At 48.4% G+C, this 15,771-nt stretch carries 10 protein-coding genes; 6 read left to right on the top strand and 4 right to left on the bottom strand.

Translation table 11 applies throughout. The features are described from left to right. Nucleotides 1-12: 12 nt before the first annotated feature. The 4 genes from PBAL39_RS18215 to PBAL39_RS18200 all read left to right on the top strand — a co-directional run bounded on the left by PBAL39_RS18215 (nucleotide 13) and on the right by PBAL39_RS18200 (nucleotide 7,033). Nucleotides 13-3,144, top strand: a complete 3,132-nt coding sequence (locus PBAL39_RS18215) for a TonB-dependent receptor (protein WP_157274099.1) — start codon at nucleotides 13-15, stop codon at nucleotides 3,142-3,144. Between the two features lie 19 nt (nucleotides 3,145-3,163). Next, nucleotides 3,164-4,714 carry a RagB/SusD family nutrient uptake outer membrane protein gene (locus PBAL39_RS18210; protein WP_008244242.1) on the top strand — a complete coding sequence of 517 codons (1,551 nt, stop codon included), beginning with the start codon at nucleotides 3,164-3,166 and terminating at the stop codon, nucleotides 4,712-4,714. Between the two features lie 174 nt (nucleotides 4,715-4,888). Then, complete coding sequence (locus tag PBAL39_RS18205; protein ID WP_008244241.1) at nucleotides 4,889-6,295, top strand: alkaline phosphatase; 1,407 nt, start codon at nucleotides 4,889-4,891, stop codon at nucleotides 6,293-6,295. A 39-nt stretch (nucleotides 6,296-6,334) separates the two neighbouring features. Continuing rightward, nucleotides 6,335-7,033 (top strand): VOC family protein, encoded by a 699-nt coding sequence (locus PBAL39_RS18200; protein WP_008244239.1) that lies wholly within the window; start codon nucleotides 6,335-6,337, stop codon nucleotides 7,031-7,033. A gap of 4 nt (nucleotides 7,034-7,037) precedes the next feature. On the opposite strand, the gene PBAL39_RS18195 is transcribed toward PBAL39_RS18200, so the two are convergent. Together PBAL39_RS18195 and PBAL39_RS18190 are read right to left on the bottom strand one after the other, a co-directional pair. Next, complete coding sequence (locus PBAL39_RS18195) at nucleotides 7,038-8,123, bottom strand: hypothetical protein (protein ID WP_157274098.1); 1,086 nt, start codon at nucleotides 8,121-8,123, stop codon at nucleotides 7,038-7,040. Between the two features lie 143 nt (nucleotides 8,124-8,266). Beyond that, complete coding sequence (locus PBAL39_RS18190; protein WP_008244237.1) at nucleotides 8,267-8,779, bottom strand: DUF892 family protein; 513 nt, start codon at nucleotides 8,777-8,779, stop codon at nucleotides 8,267-8,269. A 381-nt stretch (nucleotides 8,780-9,160) separates the two neighbouring features. Between PBAL39_RS18190 and PBAL39_RS18185 the strand changes: the two genes are divergently transcribed. After that, entirely contained in the window at nucleotides 9,161-10,651 is a 1,491-nt protein-coding gene (locus tag PBAL39_RS18185; protein ID WP_008244235.1) for an alpha-amylase, read from the top strand. On the opposite strand, the gene PBAL39_RS24795 is transcribed toward PBAL39_RS18185, so the two are convergent. Next, a complete protein-coding gene (locus tag PBAL39_RS24795) occupies nucleotides 10,644-11,945 on the bottom strand; it encodes a sensor histidine kinase KdpD (RefSeq protein WP_008244234.1) in 1,302 nt (433 codons plus the stop codon). The genes PBAL39_RS18185 and PBAL39_RS24795 overlap by 8 nt on opposite strands. A 218-nt stretch (nucleotides 11,946-12,163) precedes the next feature. Next, nucleotides 12,164-13,477 carry a BamA/TamA family outer membrane protein gene (locus PBAL39_RS18175; RefSeq protein WP_008244231.1) on the bottom strand — a complete coding sequence of 438 codons (1,314 nt, stop codon included), beginning with the start codon at nucleotides 13,475-13,477 and terminating at the stop codon, nucleotides 12,164-12,166. A 243-nt stretch (nucleotides 13,478-13,720) separates the two neighbouring features. Between PBAL39_RS18175 and PBAL39_RS18170 the strand changes: the two genes are divergently transcribed. Next, a complete protein-coding gene (locus PBAL39_RS18170) occupies nucleotides 13,721-15,670 on the top strand; it encodes a sensor histidine kinase (protein WP_198139848.1) in 1,950 nt (649 codons plus the stop codon). Nucleotides 15,671-15,771 lie beyond the last annotated feature (101 nt).

The following is a 15,771-nucleotide window of genomic DNA, read 5'->3' as shown; positions in this document are numbered from 1 at the left end:
AATCGAACAAAAATGACTAAAAGAAAACGAAGGAAAACACAGTGTAAAAGCATGATTGTGCTGTTGCTGTCGCTGTTGTTAGGCATCAGCCTGCACGCTCAGGAGCGGGGCAGCATCACGGTAATTGTACAGGATAAAAATGGAGGGGTAATACCTGGCGCATCAGTAAATGTAGCTAAAAACAACCTGTCTTTTTCCCGCAGTTCTGTATCAGACGACAAGGGGATGGCTGTCTTTCAGGCAGTACCGGCAGATACGAACTATTGTATCGCTGTTTCCTTCATTGGAATGCAGACTGAAAAACGTTGTGGCTACAACGTAAAAGCAGGACAAAAGGTCACTGTAGTAGTGGAGATGGAAGACAGCAGGTCTACACAGATGGATGAGGTGGTCGTCGTAGGTTATGGCACCCAGAAAAAAGAAAACCTGACGGGATCAGTGGGCGTCATCAGAGACAGTCAGATTGCCGGGCGGCCCGTCACGCAGCTGTCGCAGGCACTTTCAGGAGTTACGCCCGGTCTTTACATCAATGCCAATACCGGCGAGCCTGGCAACGACCAGGCCAACATCAGGATCCGTGGGACGGGGACATTGAACGATGCCAATCCACTGATCCTCATTGATGGAGTTGAGGGGCCGCTGGACAACATCAATCCATCAGACATTTCATCAGTCAGCGTGCTGAAGGATGCGTCCTCCGCTGCCATTTATGGATCCAGGGCTGCTAACGGTGTTATTCTGGTGACTACCAAACGGGGAAAGATGAATGGTAAAACCAGTGTTTCCTACAATTATTATACTGGAGTAGCTACGCCGACCGTTCTTCCGGAGATGGTGACCGACAATGCCACTTATCTTAAGTTATACCGTGAGGCGATGCAGAATACGGGCAGTTCAGTGTCATATACCGATGCAGACATTGAACGTTATGCCCAGCTGCCCTCTACCGACTGGATTGATGAGATCTTCAGGGACCGCGCTCCGATCAGTCAGCATTCACTGTCGGTAAATGGAGGAAGCGACCGCATCTCTTACCTGTTTTCATCCGCCTATCTTGATCAGGACGGTCTTCTGGATGGCGATCAGCAATACAAACGGTTCAATAGCCGTCTGAATATGGACATGAAGATTTCCGAGCGCTTTGATGCCGGTGTTTCTTTTTCTTACGCAAGGGGAACCAGCTCACTGGCAAGTCAGCAGAACATAGGTGAACTTACAGGCAAGGGTAGTCTGGCCTTTGAAGGCGGGCTTACGCAACACCCTTTAACACCGGTTTACGACGGTGAGGGCCGATATGCCGGTCCTGAGGCTATTCTGGGTTTGAGAAATGACCGTGCCAGTGGAAGGGCGATCCTCGATCAACAACGTACAGCAGCATTGAACAATGACCTTCTCGGAAGTGCGTTTCTGACCTATGAACCGTTTGCAGATTTTACGATCAAAGGTACCCTGGCTTTTAACAGCCAGACCAGGCATGCCGAAGAAGCCAACAAAGAGTTCAAACAATACGACTGGATGACGGGCACGCAGCTGAGCGTCACCAATCCGGCAAGCAACCTGACAGACATCCAGTCCAGCAGGTTTAACGTCACCAGCTGGCTGCAGGCCAATTATGAAAAGAGCTTTGGTAAACACACCCTGAAGGGGCTCTTCGGATTTAACCAGGAGCATTCCGAACAGCAAAACAACAGGTTGTCGCAGGAAGGATTTGCTGTGCCAAGCCAGATCATCTTCGGTAAAGGTTCCAGGACAACACTGGTGTCCGGCACGAAAGGAGAGTGGGCATTGCGTTCTTTCTTCGGCCGGTTGAACTACGCGTATGAAGACAAGTACCTGTTTGAAGCAAACCTGCGCAGAGATGGTTCATCACGTTTTGGCAAGAATAACCGCTGGGCAATGTTTCCTTCATTCTCAGCAGGTTGGGTAGCCTCGAATGAATCCTTCTGGAACAAAGATATCGTCAACTATATGAAAGTCCGTGGTTCATGGGGTAAGCTTGGGAATCAGAACACGGCATTGTACCCATTTGCATCGCAGGTATCCTTAGAAAATAACTACGTGCTGGGCACGGGGCAGGTTTCGGGTGCTGCATTGGCGACGCTCGGCAATCCCGACCTGAAATGGGAAACGACGACGACCACAGACATCGGTCTGGAGCTGGGCTTTCTGAATTCCAGGGTTACGCTGGAGGCAGATTATTTTGTGAAGCGCACAGATGATATCCTGACCGAACTCAACAATCCGCTGGTGACGGGCGTGGTGAGCCCAACCATTGTGAACGCGGCATCGGTAGAAAATAAAGGATGGGAAGCCACCCTGAATTATAAAGACAAGATTGGTGAAGTGACCGTTGGTGTTGGTGGGAACATTACCTACATCAAAAATAAGGTACTTGCCATCAATCCTTCATTGGGTGGAGCCGACGACCGGGTGGAGCTCAGTGCCGTCAATAACATTTACCTGATGCGCGGTGAATCCATCAACACCATATATGGCTACATCACGGAGGGGATTTTTCAGAACAATGAGGAGATCAGCAATGCCCCTGATCATGCGCTTTTCGGGAAGCCAGTGCCGGGAAACTTCAGGATCCAGGATACCGACGGCGATGGGGTGATTACAGAAAAGGACCGTGTGGTGATGGGGAACAGGCAGCCAAAATGGTTGTTTGGATTTAACCTGAATGCCGCTTACAAAGGTTTTGACTTCGCTGCGCTTTTTCAGGGAATCGGTAAGGCCGATGCCTTTATCTCCAGGCTGAATGGCCCTTTCCCGAGAGCAGGTCTGCGTAAAATATGGGAGGACCGCTGGACACCTGAAAACCCCAGCGCGACCATGCCCAGCCTATGGTCTGACAGAAGTGGCTACAACGGTAAAACTGTGGAAAGCCTTCCATCGTCGTTCTGGGTACAGAACAGGGATTATCTGAGGCTTAAGAATGTCCAGATTGGATACACGTTCAATAAAGGTACGCTGAAGGCACTGCCTGTACAAAGCATCCGCCTCTACCTGAATGGACAGAACCTATGGACGAAAACAAAATTTAAGGACTTTGATCCGGAGCGCCTAGATACTGAAGCTTACGTGACTACCTCACTTCCGCAGGCCAGAATCATTACCGGCGGTGTGAACATTACTTTCTAAATTATAAAGAGAATCATATATGAAATTTAAATACTTAACCATTTTGCTCCTGGCGGCATCATTAGGCTCCTGCAAGAAGGACTTTCTCGAGAAGCTGCCTGAAGATACATTGGCGCCGGAAGTTTTTTACAGCGATGCGAATAGCCTGAGGCCAGGGTTGTTCGGTGTTTACCGGGCTTTGCGCGAGGGCGCCGTATTTGGTAATCCCATAGAACTGGAGGGGATCTCCGACAATGCCATCCTGAATACAAGGGCGGCAGAGCTGATCAACTTTTCCAAAGGACTGGGGGGAACGGACAACTCAGAGAAGCTTGCCGAGTACTACCTTTATAACTACCAGGTGATACAAAGGGCCAATGCACTGCTTGACCACATCACTGCGCCTGGCGACATGACCGACGCTGAGCGTCAGGTAATCCGCTCGGAGGCAAGGGTGCTCCGTGCTCTGGCCTACATGCGGCTGGTGTATTTGTATGGTCGTGTGCCCCTGGTGTTGACTTCCATCTCACGTAATGAAGCTTTGGCATTGCGACAGGCCTCAAGGGAGGAGCTGATTTCATTTATTGAAACGGAGCTGGACGAAGCGGGAAATTTACTGGAAACCAAAGCCTATCAGTCGCAGACCGGTCGTTTGACCAAACAGGCGGCCCTGAGTATGCGTGCCAAGGTATTATTGTATGAAGCACGTATGGGCAAAGCCAGCTGGACTGATGCCCTGAATGCGATCAATACTGCCAAAAACCTCGCTACAGCCGCCGGTGCAAAATTGCTTACGGTGGGTGATGGGAGCAACGGGCAGCTGAATTACGAAAGTCTTTTTACAGAAGGCAATGAAGACAATGCCGAGGTTCTTTTTCAGGTAAAGTTCGACGCTGCTGTCGGTCAGGGGCAATCGCTGCACAACAACTACGCACCCAATCAGGCCAACCAGACGGCCAGGATTTCCATACATGGCAATTTTGTCCGTGATTTCTATGGCGTAGACGGTCTTCCTACGACCGATCCAGCCTCTGTGGTCAATCCCGCGGCTCCCTACCAGGCGCGCGATCCGCGCCTACTGGCGAGTGTGTATGTGCCGGGAATGCGTTATTTCTTTGGCACCTACGCCGGAAAAGCGGGTAACGCCTCACTGGAAACTGATTTTGCACTGAGAAAATACACTTATAACACCCTTACCGGTGGTGATGGAGGTCTTGATGTGGTGGTATTCCGGTACGCCGACCTGCTGCTGATGCTGGCAGAAGCGGAGAATAAAGTGAATGGGCCGACCACAATTGCCTATAATGCCGTCAATGAGCTGCGCAGCAGGGTAAACATGCCAGGTTTCAGGCCGGGGATGAGTGCCGATGCTTTTAACCAGGAAGTGCTGCACGAACGAAGGGTAGAACTGGGAATGGAAGGCCAGCGTTGGTTTGACCTGATCACACTGGGCATGGCCAATGAAAAAATCAATGGCATCAATGAGCTTGGGCGCAGGTTTGTGCCGCAAAGGCAGGAGCTCTTCCCGATCCCGAAGAGTGAGATCGACCTGAACGGAAACCTGCAGCAGAATCCTGGTTATGGACAATAGATCGGCGCAAAGATGTGACCTAAAGGTGTTGATTCGCTAACATTGGCTAAACATTGAGCTTATACTGAGCCTATAGTTTTGCCGCATCAACAGCGAGGCTCCCAATTTTGTAAGCGTAAGTACTGACTGCCCCGGAGTGCTGGGGCAGTCCTATTTGATAATGAAAATAAGATCATGAAAAGAAGAGATTTTTTTAAGAATACCACCATACTTGCCGCAGGTTCGGCAATGGCACCCCTAACGGGACTGGCGGCAGAACGGGCCGCAACGGATTTCGGTGGGAAGACCGCAAAGAACATCATATTTATGGTGAGTGATGGCATGAGCATTGGCACATTGACCATGGCCAACCTGTTCATACAACGCAGGGATGGCAAATCCTCCAACTGGCTGTCGCTCTACGAACAACAGAAGGGGGTGCGTGCCCTGATGGATACTGCTTCGGCGAATGCCCTGGTAACGGATTCTGCTGCGGGCAGCTCTGCCTGGGGTGGCGGTGTCAGGGTAAACAATGGCTCCCTGAACGTATCTGCTGACGGTACATTTCATAAACCCATCCTGCAGAAATTTAAGGCTGCGGGTAAAGCGGTTGGATGTGTGACTACCGTTCCGATTACCCATGCCACACCGGCAGGATTTTGCGTGAACAGCGATTCACGTGGCGATCAGGATGGCATCGCAACGCAATACCTTGACCTTCGCTTTGATGTGATGATGGGTGGTGGCACAGAGTTTTTTGCTGCGGAGAAAAGAAAAGACAAAAGAGATCTTTTTGCCGATTTTACTGCCAAAGGATTCTCCGTACTTAGAAACCGCAAAGACATGATGGCCCACAATGCCGGGACCACAAAACCTGTACTTGGTGTTTTTCATGAAGACGGGCTGCCGTATAGCCTGGACAGGGAGCATGATGCTGCAAAAAAAGAGCAGGTACCCACACTGGCGGAGATGACGGCAACGGCCATCAAGCTGATGGAGAAAAATAAAAATGGCTTTGTCCTTCAGGTTGAAGGTGGCCGGGTAGATTGGGGAGCACACGCCAATGACGTTGGCGGGCTCATTTACGATCAGGTGGCTTTTGATGAAGCTGTTGGCGTGGCACTTGCCTTTGCGGAGCAGCACGGCGATACGCTTGTGGTAATGACTACTGATCATGGCAATGCAAATCCCGGGTTATTTTCCGCGGGAGGAGATGTCAATGCCAATTTTGACAGGATCAGGTCTTTCCAGCATACCAACGACTGGATCTTAAATGGGATCACCAGAAATGATACGGCGAAGCAGGTGATTGAGCGGATTGAAGCCGCGCAAGGCCTGGTATTTAAAGAGGCAGAAGCTGCAGAGTTGTTGTCGCATTACCAGAAAATGGACGGTGATGGACTGTATAATCCTAAAAAGCTACCATTCAAATTACTCGCTGAGCTACAAGTTCCACGAACATCGGTATCATGGGGATCCATGGGCCATTCAGGCGACTATGTGGAGCTGGCCATGTTCGGGCCAGGAAGTGAGTTGCTGAAACCTCTTGTTAAAAATACAGATCTGCACCAGCTGATGCTGCGGGCTGCAGGTCAGAAGTAAACTTTCTTTTCTGCTCCCGGATGGCATTCCGGAACGTTTATGCTGCTGAATGATGGACCAACATCAGTCCCTAATCCTTCTATTTCCTTTATGGTATTTGCCGGGAGCGCCGAGGAAACGACCGCGTATTTTAATAAAATTGCTCCCGGGGGCAAGGTGATGATGCCCCTGGACAGTTACGACTGGAGTTCCAACTATGCCTGGGTGGAAGACAAGTATGGTGTTTCCTGGCAGCTGTATACCGGCAAGGCAACGGATAAAAGGCAGAAGTTTAGTCCCACGCTGATGTTTACCGGTGCACAGGCAGGATCGGCTTTGTCTGCTATGGAGTATTATACGCGCTTATTTCCTGATGGCCGGATCGAGGGGGTACTGAATTACAGCAAGACCGATGGCGAGGATCCGGACTTTGTAAAACATGCACAGTTTAACCTCATTGATTTTACATTGATGGCAATGGACAGCTCCTTTAGTCATGGTTTTCAGTTTAATGATGCCATTTCATTTGTGGTGGAATGTGATACTCAGCATGAAATCGATGCCTACTGGAATGCACTTACTGCGGACGGAGGTGTGGCAGTGGCTTGTGGTTGGTTAACAGATAAGTATGGTCTGAGCTGGCAGATTGTCCCAAAAATTCTCGGAGCGCTGATGAAGGATCCGGAACGAGGTCAGCGGGTAATGAGCGCATTGATGAACATGAAAAAACTGGTGATTGCTGATCTGGAAAATGCTTAACAGGTTAAGGTGTATCTGTCTGTTTGGGTCTGATGAGGTACAGTTCCCGCGCATTGGTAGATACCAGCGCATAACTTAACCTGCTATCGGTAAACACATTTAAATAGAACTGGGATACCGATACGTCAATACCATTGCTCAGGTAGTACCGCACTTGCTCATCACCTGAAGCCCTGGTTTCAATAATGATGTTGTCCTTTCTGATTTTTATGGTTTTATTTTTAATGGTGACATCGAAGAATGCACGTCCTACCCATCCTTTCGTGGAGAAGGAAGGACTGCCCCCGCCGATGGAGTGCCGGTACTTCATCTCGTATACCTTCTGGAAATGGCGCAGTTTGAAGTGCGGTACATCAAGTGGTTGACGGTGGTCGTTGGTACTGTAAAATTCATTGTCTACCGTCCGAAGTGGGTTGAACTCAGGTAAGGTACGGGAGCCCTGCTTTCCCTTGTCACTTTTGAAGAGGACATAATATTTACCGGCTTTCATAAAGAAGATCCGGTGAAGCCTTTCGTCCGGACTGAGGTAGATGGGTTCGTTAAAAGCATACTGGCCATCACGAACAACCTCCTGGTACATCTTGTCCAGTTTTTCAGGCGTCCATTCCAGGTCTTTGTTCAGGGTAGTAATCGGTTTTTTAGCGTGGCTGCCATCCAAAGGCCAGGTGGTATAGTAATATTCCTGGTCAGAAATGTGCAGGGCATAGGGGCCCATGAAGCCCACTTGCATTCTTGTGGACGAAGAAACGTATAGCGAGTCCTTCGGGTTACCTTGTTCATCAAGTTTATAATAATGGTAGCCGGGTTCCGGCTCCTCCTGGTCACGGTAAACGGCAAGCATTGGCTGATCATTGACGAGCCAATGCATCCTGATGGGGCTTGGTGCCATGTAATCGTCACTTTTGGCAAGTAACACGGTAGTGTAGTCTTTCATCCCGGTATTGGTATCCAGGACCTGGTAATCTGCATATTGCTGCGGTATAGCAGTGGTCTCAAATGCTTTCTTCAGCCGGTCGTCACCCCCCGACCAGTTGCAGGCGGCAATCCCGCAGATGACGAGCAGGGAAAGGATCACTAGTGTTATCGGCATTTTTCTTTCTTTATGAAGATGCATTACTGGCTTTTATAAATGATGGAGGCAGGGATTTTGCCACATCCAAATGTAATGTTTCAGTATCCCATCAGATCCGGAGATTATTATTCGCCGGGCAGTTGCTGATTATCCGCAAAGAACTAATCGGCTTCCGACAGGGCGGCGGCAGGGTAGATTACATTTTGTGCAAGTTGCGTCAGATAGCGTTCAGTATTGATGTTGTCTTTCAGGGATTGTTCCAGCAAAGCGGCGGCAGGTTCTTTTTTCATGGCCTGTGCCATCAGGTACAGTGACTCATAAGCGGCAATTTTATGGTGCTGGATGCTGCGTGCACAGTGCAGCAACTGTATGTCTTTCAGTACAGACTGTTGCTTGGCGAAGCCACTCGCCTCCTTGGATAGTTTGAGCAGTTCGTCGTCTATGGCGTTGGTGATCCTGGAAGGTTTGAGCTTCAATGGTTCCATGATGATCGCAAGACGGGAAATGTGCTGCTCAATTTCAGTGCGTTCGGGCGAAAGTGCGCTGCCCAGCTCAGGAGTGTGTGCGGTTAAAGACAGCTGTTCAAAAGCCTTTTCATACTTTTTTTCTGCAGCATATAACTCAGCGATGGCGTTGATATACACTTCTTTTAAATTGAGGGGCGGGGTTTTCATTTTGTTTAAAACGGCAATTTATGGATTTGGTTTCTGATTTTATCTTTTTATGATTATTTATCCCAAAACCAATTTGTGGCATCATTACTGCTTATTGTCTGGTACATCTATACTATGAAAACAAAAAGGGAAGCATCTTGCACAAAGAAACTTCCTTTTTTTGTTTACAGGCCAGGGAACCCGCTTAAAGGTTGACTTTGCTTTTCGGAGGTCCATTCAGATAAATCAGGGCGTTGCGACATAACAGTCGGCCGCCGCCTGCCCGCAGAATTGTTGATTCGCTAAAACTTTATGCCTTCGCTTTGGTTAATGGTATGAAATCAATGGTTACTTCCAGGTATCAATGATTGGGGGAATCAAATAAACATCTAAATTAGCTAAATGGAAAACTTTACAATGCTGCAGTTCTTTGAATGGTATTATCCTGCCGATGGCAGTTTATGGAACCATTTTAAAGGGGAAGCAGCAAGACTCAAAAATATAGGGGTTGATACGGTCTGGCTTCCACCGGCGCATAAAGGGACTGAGGGAGATCAGTCCAACGGTTACGATTCATATGATATATACGATTTGGGCGAATTCGATCAGAAAGGATCAGTTGCGACCAAATACGGGACAAAGCAAGAACTAATCGATGCAGTAAATGCCGGCAAGGATGCTGGCCTGCAGGTATATATGGATATTGTACTCAACCATATGGGAGGGGCAGATGACGCTGAACCCGTAATGGTAAGGAAGGTAGACCCGGAAAACAGGAATGAATTTATTAGTGAGCCTTACGAAATAGAGGCGTTCACCAAATTTACCTTTCCCGGTCGTGCAGGTAAGTATTCCGAGTTTACCTGGGATTTTCAATGTTTTGCGGGGGTAGATTACGATGCCCGGAATGATGAGACGGCGATCTTCAGCATCCAGAACCAGTATGGTGAAGGATGGCAGGATGTGATGGACCATGAGCACGGTAACTACGATTACCTGATGCAGGCGGATATTGACTACCGGAACCCTCATGTACGTGAAGAGGTGAAAAGGTGGGGCAAATGGTTTTACGAAACAGTAGGGATGAGTGGTTTCAGACTTGACGCCATCAAACATATGGATCCCCGTTTTTACAATGAGTGGCTGGATGAGATGAGGTCGGCCTTCAAACAGGAGTTTTTTACTGTCGGCGAGTACTGGTCGCCCTACGACCTGCAGTCGTTGATCGACTATATTGAAGTAACCGGTGGACGGATGTCTTTGTTTGATGCGCCCCTTCAGGCCAACTTTCATAAAGCTTCCAAGGAGGGAAATGCCTATCCTCTTTCTGAGATCTTCAATGGCACACTGTTGTCTGCCCATCCTGATCTGGCGGTGACGCTGGTGGAGAATCATGACACCCAGCCTTTGCAATCGCTGGAGCAGCCGGTAGACGAGTGGTTCCGCCCATTGGCTTATGCGCTGATCCTGTTTCGCGCTGAAGGTTATCCATGTGTATTTTATACGGACCTGTATGGTGCCGAGTATGTGGATCAGGGCGGAGATGGCGGCGACCATAAGGTGACGCTGAATAAAATGCCGGGAATGGAAGAGATGTTACTGGTAAGGAAAAAGCTCGCTTATGGTGAGCAGCGCGATTATTTTGACCATCCGAACTGCATCGGCTGGACGAGGGCAGGAGATGAGGATCATGAGAATTCCGGCTGCGCGGTCATCATGTCTAACGGGGATGAAGGGCGTAAGTCCATGGAGATCGGACAGCAATTCGCCGGAAAAGTATTCGTAGACAAACTCGGACACCGGACAGAGGAAGTCGTAATTGACGAGCAGGGCTGGGCGGAGTTCCACTGTAATGCAGGCTCTGTATCAGTTTGGGTGCTTCAGATTAGCTAGTCTGAGGCGCTGCAGGTGTCAGCGGTAAGGAAACGTAGAAAGTTGTGCCCTGCACCTTGTTCTGCTCAAACCAGATCTTACCATTCTGAAGCAGGGTATACTCTTTGCAAAGGTAAAGGCCAAGGCCGATTCCTTTTTCGTTGTCGGTGCCAAAGGTAGATTTTGTCTTCAAGGAGAATATCGTAGACGATTTCTCTGCGGGGATGCCGATACCGGTGTCCGTGACGATCAGGAGGCAATCGTTTTTCCCTTGCTCAGCAATAAACCTGACACTTCCGCCAACGGGAGTAAACTTAATCGCATTGCCCAGCAGATTTCTGACCACCAGCTGCAGCATATCTGCGTCACAGTAGGCGCCGACCTCTTCGGGAAGGGTCACATCGAAGGTCAATCCTTTTTCCAGGGCCATGGCTTGCTGCATCTGGAGCATGGGCGTCAATATGGTGACCATGCGGTGGGCACCAAGTACCGCAGTCATGCTCGTCAGCTGGGATCTTGACCAGGACAGCAGGTTGTCCAGCATCTGCTGCGTGCCACTCAGGGCTTCTGTCAGTTTAGATTCCATCGTCTCCCGTTCATCTGACTGGATATCGTATACTTTCAGCAGCTGCATGTATCCCTGTATCGATGCCAGTGGCGCACGTAAGTCATGCGCTACAATGGAAAAAAGCTTGTTTTTCTCTTCATTGATTAACTCCAGCTGAGTTGCCCTGTGATCAGAAGCCATCTTTTCTTTGTAATAGATTCTTCTGAGATGGTAAATCCCGAAAAAAATGACGCACACACTAAAAAGGTGAGTATATGCAGTACCGATGTAGATGCTGCGCCGGTTGATGACCGTATGCGCAAGCAGCTCAGGGTGGAAGTATTCCGTAGCGATGATGACCATTCCACTGATCAGGCAAATGGCCGTGAGCAGTATGGAGAATTTTCTGCCGATCACGATGAGTACCAGGAACAATGTCAGTACCAGTGAGGGGAGTGTGGATCCCATGATCCCCGCACTGTAAAAGAAATTGACGCAGAGCAGGGCCGGCACACAGGTGGCCACCAGCAGGATGGCGAGGGTATACCTCCGTCGGAACCTTGCAAGGAAATAGATGAACATTAATGCCAGCAACATGGCCAGTAAGATCAGCGATGTGCTGTGCAAGCCGATAAAAATGGTGAATGGAATGGAGGCGGCAACAGTCAGAACCGCGATCAGACACATGACATTGAACATCCGGTATTCTATCCTGATGGATTGATCATACTCAGTAAGGAAAACAAAAAGATTTTTTATTCCGCTCATTGTTTTCTGGTCATCTTTTCAGATTGCATTGCTGGTATCTTAAAGATGGATTTAAACCTTTGATCTTCATAATAATTGCGAATTCATCAACTTGACTTTAACAGGGATATCTGGTTTTTTGTAATGAATTATTAACAATGATAGCGTTTTTTTTCCTTACGAAACAATCATTGTTTTGCTTATGTATTTACCCGGGATAGGGTTTACTTCTATGGCGACTAAAATGCTTCGGTCAGGCCAAGAAAAAATCCCCTGGCGCCATAATTTCCAAAAGCATAATCCAGACATAAGTTGGTACGCGTAGCTTTATTGAACAGCACGCGCAGGCCGGCGCCCCCACCGGGCTGCCATCGTTCAAACAAAGCTGTGCCCAGCTCGTCGTTGGTAGTTTGGATGTTGAAGAAGGTAACACCGCTGATAAACTTGTTGCGCATGATGGGAAAGCGGTATTCCAGTTCTGAATAAAAATACTGAGGCCCTTTAAAGTAGCCTACCGTATAACCACGTCCGCTGCGGAAGTAGGCATCCTTCCCTGTTCCCGGCAACTCCAGATAGGGCAGGGCGCCACTGACCAGGTACGATCCCCAGTTCCAGAAGGCAATGACGTGTTCCGGGTTTTGTGAAGAGAGGCTCCAGTACTTTCTGAAATCAGTAGTCAGCTGCACTGCACTTTTGGAGCTTCCCAGCCAGGTCTGGTTCACGCGGATACCTGCATCCGCATAAATCCCTTTATAGGCGCGGTTCTGATTGTCGCGGGTGGTGTATTGTACATTGAACAGCAGTCCGTTCGACTGGTAATGGTTGCGGTTGAACCCATACCTGTCACTATAGATGTTGTAGGGGGTCAGCTCATTGCTCGTAGCGCGGTCTTCAATGTTTCTTCTGATGTCAAACGATACACCCGCACCGAGGAAAAGATTTTCCTTCACCTGTTTGTATACTTTTTCCCTGAAACTGTAATATTCAGCGTGGAGCACATAGCCAGTCCGTCCAGGATTGCTGAGTGCCAGATCAGCTTCAGAGCCATTAGCGGCATTACCGATACCCAGGCCAAAATCGGGTGTGACTGTTTTCGCCGCGACCATACTTCCCTGGAAGTTATAAGTGTTTCCCGGGGTGTACACGTTGTGGTTGAGATAGAAATAGAGGATGCCTTTCGTCGTAATTGATGCGGAGGTAGCGGCGATAGACATCAGTGTATTGGGCTGTTTGCCCAAAACTTTTCCTGCAACCGCCTTGATGCCAATCTGTGCGCCTATGCTGGGGTTGTAAGCCACATTTGGGATGGTGGTAACGGCGGATTTTTTCTTCAGGGGATTGGTTTTTCTTCCTGGGTGCAGCAGGTTCCTGATGAGGTCTCCAATGTCGTATTGTTTATAAAGCGTATCTGCACCTTGCTGGGGAATGCTGTCCGCGCTGAGTGAGTCATTCCGCAAAGAGTCGGTAGCATGGACATTCTGTGCCTTGAGCTGGATGCTCATGCCTGTAAAAAGCAGCACCAGTAGTGCCTTTATATAGATGTGGTATCCCAAGATAATGAATATTCGTTTTCGTAATGAATTATGTCTTAAACGGAAAAAAGCATAAATTGTTTGCATCAATTGGTCGTTTTTATTGCGCTTTGGCGGATTTCCACTTTGAGGAGCGCATAATATTTAATAATTTTAAGGCCCGATACAAATTCAGCAGATTTACAGGATTCAAGATAGCGAATGATTAGTCTTTTTTTGGTTCATGTTGCCAGGTTTATTTCCCGGACCGGAGCCCTTCTTTTTTTGCTACTCTTTTCAAGCATTTCTGGCTTTGCGACTGACTATGCAGACTCCATTGGTTTCGATTACAAAAATATAGGTAAAAAGGTCACTTATCTTGAGGATAAAGCGGCGGCGCTGGATTTGTCTCAGGTAATGGCCATTGACCGGGCAGGTCAGTTTGAGCAAGGCAAGGCAGATATCCTTAATTTCGGCAATAGCCGCTCCGCTTTTTGGGTGAAAATTAACTACCGCTCGCTGAGGGAAACGCAGACTTATCTTGTTGTTGATGCACCTAACATAGAACACATCGACTGCCACATGTCAGATGGCAATGGAGGATGGAAGCTCCTTCAGTCGGGCTGCCTTTCAAAACCAATGAAAGGGGTGATGATCGAAAACCATTTTGTTTTCAGTCTGCCTGTTGAGAAGGAGGTCACCAGCAATGTGATCTACCTGCGGTTAAAGACCAATAACATCCTTATGGCACCGCTTAAACTATCCACGGCAGAAGCGATGATGAATGGCAGGTCCTCAAAAGACAGGATTGAATATGTCTACATCGGAGTATTGGTCGCCTTACTGCTCTTCAACTTCTTTTTGTTCATTAGTTTAAAGGACATCACCTATTTCTATTATTCAATATATGTGCTGACCCTGTCCTTGTATCTACTCATTTACATCAGGGGTTATGGCTTCATGTTCGGAGACGACATACGGATCATCTTTAATTACCATCCGCATGTGTTTCTAAGTCTGTCGGTATTTACCTCGTTATTGTTCTGCAGGAAGTTTTTAAACCTGGACCGCACGGTTCCGGGAATGCTGAAAGCCTATTACTTTCTTGCGGCCGTTGGACTGGTGATGTTCTTTACCAGCATGCTCGGATATAAGGCGATTTCCGCTTCTATAGCGCAGCTGCTCACCATTTCGGTGTCTTTGGTCGTATGGATTTCAGGGGTCGTTGCCTACCGCAGGGGACACAAACCTGCAAAGTATTATATTTTGGCCTGGTTGTTCATTTGGGTAACCGTTGGTATTGTGACCCTGAGCCTCGGCGGGCTTATCCGCACCAATGAATTCACGATGCAGCTCATTCCCATTGGTTCCACCATTGAATTGCTGTTGCTTTCTTTTGCGCTTGGTGACCGCTATCGCATCATCATGCAGACCGAGCAGGTGATCCGGGATGAAAACCTGATGCTCGTACAGACCCAGAACCAGCGCCTGGAGGAAAGCGTAGCGGAGCGCACGCTGTTGCTCAGTAAAACCATCAAAGAGCTCGAGAACTCCGATGCGGTTAAAAATAAACTGTTCTCGATCATTGCCCACGACCTGCGCAGTCCGCTGAACAGCCTGATGAGCATCTTGTCGCTGAATGATATGGATGCGCTGACAATTGAGGACTTTCAGTTCATGCTCAGTGAGAATAAAAAGAATATTGAAACGATATACAACACCTTAAATAACCTCTTACATTGGGCTAAAGGACAAATGGGAGGAGCGAAGGCCGAGCCGGAAGTCTTCGACCTGAAGTTGCTTTTCGACGAGTTAATGCTCGTATATGCCCCTCTAATGCAGAAAAAGCAGATTGAAGCAGGAATATATACTCAAGGGGTTTTTGAAGTCTACGCAGATAAAAACCAGATCCGGCTGATCCTGAGGAACCTGATCGACAATGCGATCAAATTTACCCCAAGAGGGAAACAGATCGCCCTGGAACTGAGGAATGTAAATGAAGATATTGAAGTTTGCGTATCCAATACCGTAGCGAATGCAGACGACATCAATACAGCGCAGCTGCTCGCTGCTGGTGTCACTGAGGCAACATATGGGACTGAAAATGAAAAGGGAGTCGGACTGGGGCTTCACCTTTGCAGGGAATATATCCAGTTGAATGGCGGTGATCTTTCTGTACAGCTCCATAATGAACACATCACGTTTTCCTTTCAGCTGCCGAAACACGCTGCCTGATCGGACAGTACTTTACACGGGCCTGTTGATCTGGGTCAGCAACAATATAAACCAGCACCTCCATCATTTTGCGGAAGATGATGGAGGTGCTATCCCTAGAC

Origin of the sequence: Pedobacter sp. BAL39 (genome assembly GCF_000170795.1) — a bacterium.
Classification (GTDB): Bacteria; Bacteroidota; Bacteroidia; order Sphingobacteriales; family Sphingobacteriaceae; genus Pedobacter.
Note: the sequence above shows the minus strand (reverse complement) of the source record. Positions and strands in the feature narration are given on the sequence as shown.